Raw genomic sequence first — 5,927 nt, forward strand, 5'->3', positions numbered from 1 at the left:
ATCCCAGGCTTTTATCATATGATGTACCATAGACAAATAGCGCATAAGTGCCTACGTTGTCACTATAATCTATAACGGTTTTACCTGTTGCATAGGTCTTACTATTGGAATTAGCAGCGGCTATATAAGCAGCTTTGCTTGCAGCTTTGGTCTCGCTAACCTTTCTAGTGATGAAAGCATTAAAGTTCTCTTGAGACAACTTTATATCATCTTTCTTATATTGCTCCGAAGTTGTATCCGAGATAGCATTGTATGATTTATCAAATTTTGACGGCCAAAAATTTTCGGCGATACTAATCGTGCCATTTCCGATATTAAAGTCACTAGCGTAGATGAGCACCGGAGTGCTAGGGGTTTTATGCATCCTAGCGAAATTAAAATACACAGTTGAACCAGGGGTCTGCCCCTCTCTAAATCCTTGTGCTAAAATCCTGAAATCCGTTGACTTAGAATCGTACTTAATTCCTGTGCCATCTTTCGGTCTATTAATAAGTCCGCCTATTAATGAAGCGTCGGAGTAATAATTAAGCGCCATTCTAAGAGGGATAGGCAAGCCGTAACCCATATCGGATGCGGAAGCGGCTTCATTCCAGCCTCCATTAATAGTTGAGCTTAGGGTTCTTACGTTATATTTATAGCATCTACTATCATATCCTGTAGGGCCTAGGCACTCGTTAGAATTTGCAGCAAAAAATTGCGTACCACTATCAATCTTATAGGTAACGGTAGCTCTATTAGGATATGGCACGTAATTTGTATCTCCGCCGGTCTTGTTAGCGGTAGCTGTGGAGCAACGTCCATCGGCACTATTGCTAGCGCAATCGAATCCAAAATTTAGCGCAAAATCAAGATCGCTCGAAAATCCGCACACGGCTTGAGGAGTGCCGCCAACATCTTGCTTATATCCGTCATAAAGCGTAGCGATGACATCCTTATAAACCTTATCAGATAGATACGCTACGGCATTGACTTTAAGTTTGGCAAGCTGGCTTATCTGACGCGTTACAGCCAAATTCTGTGCGGGATCCTCACCTGGATATACTACGACATTATTCTCAATATACGGATCATTAAAATATGTATATGCAGATGTTCCGCCCGTGATATTATTATCGCCTACCCCACTTGTTATACCATTATCAAGGCTTACGAGCGAGACTCTGATACGATCCGGCTTGTAGCGCAATACAATATTATCGTTTATCGCTTTATCTTTATTGGCGACGAGTCTCATACCTACGTCGCAGCCTACCATACCTTTAGCGTCCGGAGTGTTGCTAGATGAATTGATAATACATTTAGCGCTCTTCCACTTTTTAGAATAGGTCTGATCGGAGTAGGCATCCGTCCATGAATTATCATAGACGCTTACCAGCACATCACCGACATTATAATAATTGAAAATTTTATCGGCATCCTTACCTATAACTTCAGTATAGATAACGGCATTTTCTTTATCTTTATCCACAGAAGCTTTTCTAGACTGAGTCATCAAATATGCTCCTTGAACATTGCCCTTGCTACTAAATTTTGCAATACCTCCAGTTTCAACGATATTTCTAGCGTCAAAATCCGCCCATAAGCTTATGGCATTTTTATCCCATACTCTTCTATATGATGCGTCAAATTTTGAGCTCGTGCCATTTAATACGCACGAAACATCATCGCTCTTGCCGAAAGAACCATTTTTGATAGCAGATGGATCGATCTCGTATTTACCAGTATTAGCATTATATTTAATACCGAAATACTCTACTGCGGCACCACCGTAGCAACCGTCTTGCTTTACACCGCGTTTTAATGTAGTGGTGGCTGTTTTTCTATCGACATAATAAGACTGAGTATCTACATTAGCCACACATTCATTAGATATGAATGGGCGCAAATAAGTCTGGATGCCACGGATCTTAGTCGATATATCTTGAGTATCATCAGAATCCGTACCATAGCTTTTACGTAGATGATAGCGCTGATTACCTAAGTCGCCACCGATTCTTGCAGTATAGTTAGGTACGCCGTTATCGCTGTAACTTCTAGCTGATATTACGTGCGCTAAAATATCTGCGTTCTGCTCATAGTCCCCACCCACGCGAAGTTCGGTAGGATTATAAACATCGGTACTAACGCCTTTTTTAGTTATATCGCCACTAGCGGTAGTATCTACGATCTTGCTATACTTACCGGAATTATTTAGCGCATCGGTATCTACTTTGAAATACGCAGGGCGGAGTACGAAGTTATCACTACCACATATATGGAACGAACCATCTTGTGACATTTTAATTCCAAATTCACTACTAGCGGCGTTTATACTATTTTTAAGCTTCTCCAACTCTTTTAGTATAATATTTTCCCAAATATTCTTCTTTTGATCTTTGGTTAAACTATTGTCACACCACTTGATATTAGAATTTTTCTCATCTTCGCTATCGCAATACCCGTATTTCTTTTTAAGCTCCAATTTTTTAAGTTCAAGGTAATAAGCCGTAGGATCGTTATTTTTATCTATATCCTTATCTTTTATATACTTATCCAAATCAGATGTTGAGCTAGACTGTCCATCCGGGCGATAGCTAAGCATAAATGTAAGACCTTGATAAGCATCACCTATTTCGATATCATTCAAATTCAAAATATCCTTATCCTTAAATTCTAATTCTTTATCTACAGAATAAGAATCACCGTTTAGTTTCTCGTCTTTGAATTCGTTAACTTTATGATCTATGGCGTAACCAGAGCCGTTTAGTTTAAACGGAATTTTCAAAGGATCCGTTACGGCTCGACATGAGTAGGCTACGCTATTTTTATCACTCTTATCGGCTTTATCTAGTGTAGTAGCTGCATTTTTTGCCCTAATAACAGACAAAAACAATTTACCTCCTAATGTAAATTTCTCAAGCTTCCTAGTCTCACTACCAGTATATATAAGCTTGCCTGTATTCGGATCTCTTTTAAAATGAGGGGAATTTAAAGCCGCATCGGTATATTCGGTACATTTACCAGTTTTATCGTCATAAGACTTACAATATTGGCTCTCGTAATCCGGTCTAAAGATAAGTTTCGTATCAAAAGGTTTATCGGAAATTTGAGTATAGAGCCTATCATCGTCGTCGTTCTTACTAAAATTCTTATTTACAACCTGTAAACCGCTTAGCGGTAAAATACTTACGGACTTAGATTTATCCGCATCGCACAACTCAAGCTCGGACGCCCCCTCCATGTCGATAAGCACTCGCTTGCCACCACCAACGTCTAGACTTATTTTATAGCTTAGAGTCATAGCAGGAGGTAATAATGTTTGCGCTCCGGTATTAACAGTAGCATTAAACTCGCCGTAAGCCGCTTTACCCGGCTGCATTAGACCACCTACCGGAGCAGTTTCGCCCGTCTTTATCTCGCCCGCATCTTTACCGATGTAAAATTTTAAGACATTGCCGCTTAATGCAGTAAATTGCCTGTCCTTATAAATAAGGTCCGTGACATTTGGAGCAGTAGCATTTATGACATCCTTCATAGTCTTGTATGCGCCTTTTTTATCATCGCGTAAATAGACTAGCCTCTCGGCGGCAGCCGCAGGTATAGTGTTCGTATTCGTAGTAATAGGCTCATTTATAGTCAACTCGTTATTTATAGTAGCACTATCTTTAGTATAAGTTGCACCCGCTTGACCAAAGTCAATTGATACTATTGTTCCTATAGCATCTTCACTATTTCCGCCATTTGATCTGTTTTCAAATCTCATTCTATAGTAGATATTTTCACCGGCTACTACAGGATCTTTGATTGTCTCTGGTTTTTTCTTTTCGATCTCTTCCTTGCTATATCTAGTACCTATTCCTTTGCCCTCGCTGGCTTTACTATCGTCTGTTCTGAAGAATTTTACCCAGTTTGCGGCGTTATAGACTTCATACTGATAGCACATTTGTGGAACATACATATCCACAGATATGGCTATCATGCTTATAAAGTTTTGATCGGACTTGTCAGTTTTTGGATTATACTCAGCACCAAGTTCCAACTTAATACTTGATTGAGTATAGACCATTTTATCGCTTATATCGAATTCGTCTAAATCTATACCTGCAGACTGATTTGATCCGAGATATTCACCGCCTCTTAAAATTTCGGGCGATGCAGCATATCGGCCATTTTCATGCTTTAACCTCATAATACTACCGTCAAATACATTAGAATACCATTCGCTGCCTATCTGAGCCAGCCTATTTACCTTATACTCATCATGCATAAATAAGGTATCCATTTTACCACCGGCTTTTTTATTTTCTACTCTAAAAAATTACTTTGTTTGGAATTTTGTACCGCCATGTTCAGGTCCCAATTTTGCTTCGCCACCGAAACCTAAAAAACCAAGTTTAGCATTAACATTACCGCTTCTAGGAGTATAAAAGCCATTTAATGCCGTTTCTACTTTTATGGATGCATTTTCGCCATCCCAAGGCGTAATAGCCATAAAATCACCATATATGGTTACATTTTTAGGTTTATAGTAATTATTTTTAAATTTAATGGCTTCCGCATACGAGTATTGCCTCTCTACACCTACCGGATTAGCCGAATTTTGTAGATCGGATATTAGCTTATTTCTAGAATTTAAAGTTTTATCATACACTACGATTATACCCCAGCCGCCCCACATACCGACTCTAATATTTTCTATCTTACCGTTAATAAGACCTACGCCTGCACTGTCCTTACCAGCGCTGGTTACTACATTTCCAACGGTAAAATCTATACTATCCGAGTAATCGACGAAATTACTTCGGACGATATCTGTGATATCCGTAAAGCAACCGTACTCTAAACGCATCTCTGTCTTAAGAGGATCGGGGAGGTTTTTATAGCTGGCATTTTCTTTATAGTTCCAACCCGCTATGCCATTACATCTCTGTCTCTCAATATCTATAGGAGCAGTAGTACTTGCACTTTTTGAGCTTTTCATTCTAAGTTTAACTCGCCTATACCATTTAGCAAACTGCACTCCGTCACCATTTCCTATTGCACGATCCCAACCTGCCTTAATCAGCTCTCTTGCTTCTCTTACGTTACCCTGCCAATATAAAGCCGCAAATACGATATCATCTTTAGTGACGCCCTTAGGCAATCTTAAAGTAGATTTGGAGCTATTTAAATAAAAGCCATAGGGGGAAGTATCGGGATCCTCTTTTAAATAATGACCATTTGAGCCGGCTATGAAATTTATATCATCTGCTTTCGAAACATTGTCCCAGTCAAAGCTAAGCACAGTATTTCCAGCTACGGCGTAATCCCCAAATACATATGTACCAGGACCACCGAATCTAATTACCGGAGACTGATTTTTCCAATTGTGTATACCGGTAAAATTCCATACGCCGCAACTTCCGCCTTTTCCTGGGTTGTTACCGTCTCCACAAACGAAAAAAGTATAAGGTTTGCCCTTACTATCTGTTGCCGTCCTTGTTTCATTATACCACCACCAATGCGGATCGTTACTATCAATAATGCCGCTCTCTGGGTATTCGTAAGGATCTATAACGGCGGGAACAATCTTAATATTGGGTCTATCCGCAAAAGCTCCCGTCGCAACACAAAATAACAGCACCAAAATAGGCGCAAAGCTAAAACTCTTAACTTTCATGATACTACCCTCCGGTCAATAACATAATTTTTGACTACTATTTTACATTTTTTTTGCTTAAATTTAATACGGATATGGAGCAAATATAAATAAATTTTAAAGAATTTCTAAAAGAAAGATTTTATAAAATGCAGTTTTATTTATGTTGGGCTACATTAAAAAATAATATAATAACAAATAAACAACGACTCTCAAACAACAAAAGGCGCGAGCATTTCGCGCCTTAAAAATTCTAAAATTCTAAAATTCTAAAATTCTAAAATTCTAAAATTCTAAAATTCTAAAATTC

At 38.9% G+C, this 5,927-nt stretch carries 2 protein-coding genes; both read right to left on the bottom strand.

The features are described from left to right. On the bottom strand, window positions 1-4,261 hold a 4,261-nt coding region (locus Q0340_RS06570; RefSeq protein ID WP_298082640.1), incomplete at its 3' end, for a hypothetical protein. 36 nt (window positions 4,262-4,297) lie between these two features. Beyond that, the gene (locus Q0340_RS06575; RefSeq protein ID WP_298082641.1) at window positions 4,298-5,638 is read right to left on the bottom strand and encodes a hypothetical protein; all 1,341 of its coding nucleotides are present in this window, start codon (window positions 5,636-5,638) and stop codon (window positions 4,298-4,300) included. Window positions 5,639-5,927 lie beyond the last annotated feature (289 nt).

The organism is uncultured Campylobacter sp., from assembly GCF_938045595.1.
Classification (GTDB): Bacteria; Campylobacterota; Campylobacteria; order Campylobacterales; family Campylobacteraceae; genus Campylobacter_B.

What these genes read in the sequence shown, in the direction of transcription:
- Q0340_RS06575 (WP_298082641.1), bottom strand. Translation starts at nt 5,638, where the DNA reads ATGAAAGTTAAGAGTTTTAGCTTTGCGCCTATTTTGGTGCTGTTATTT.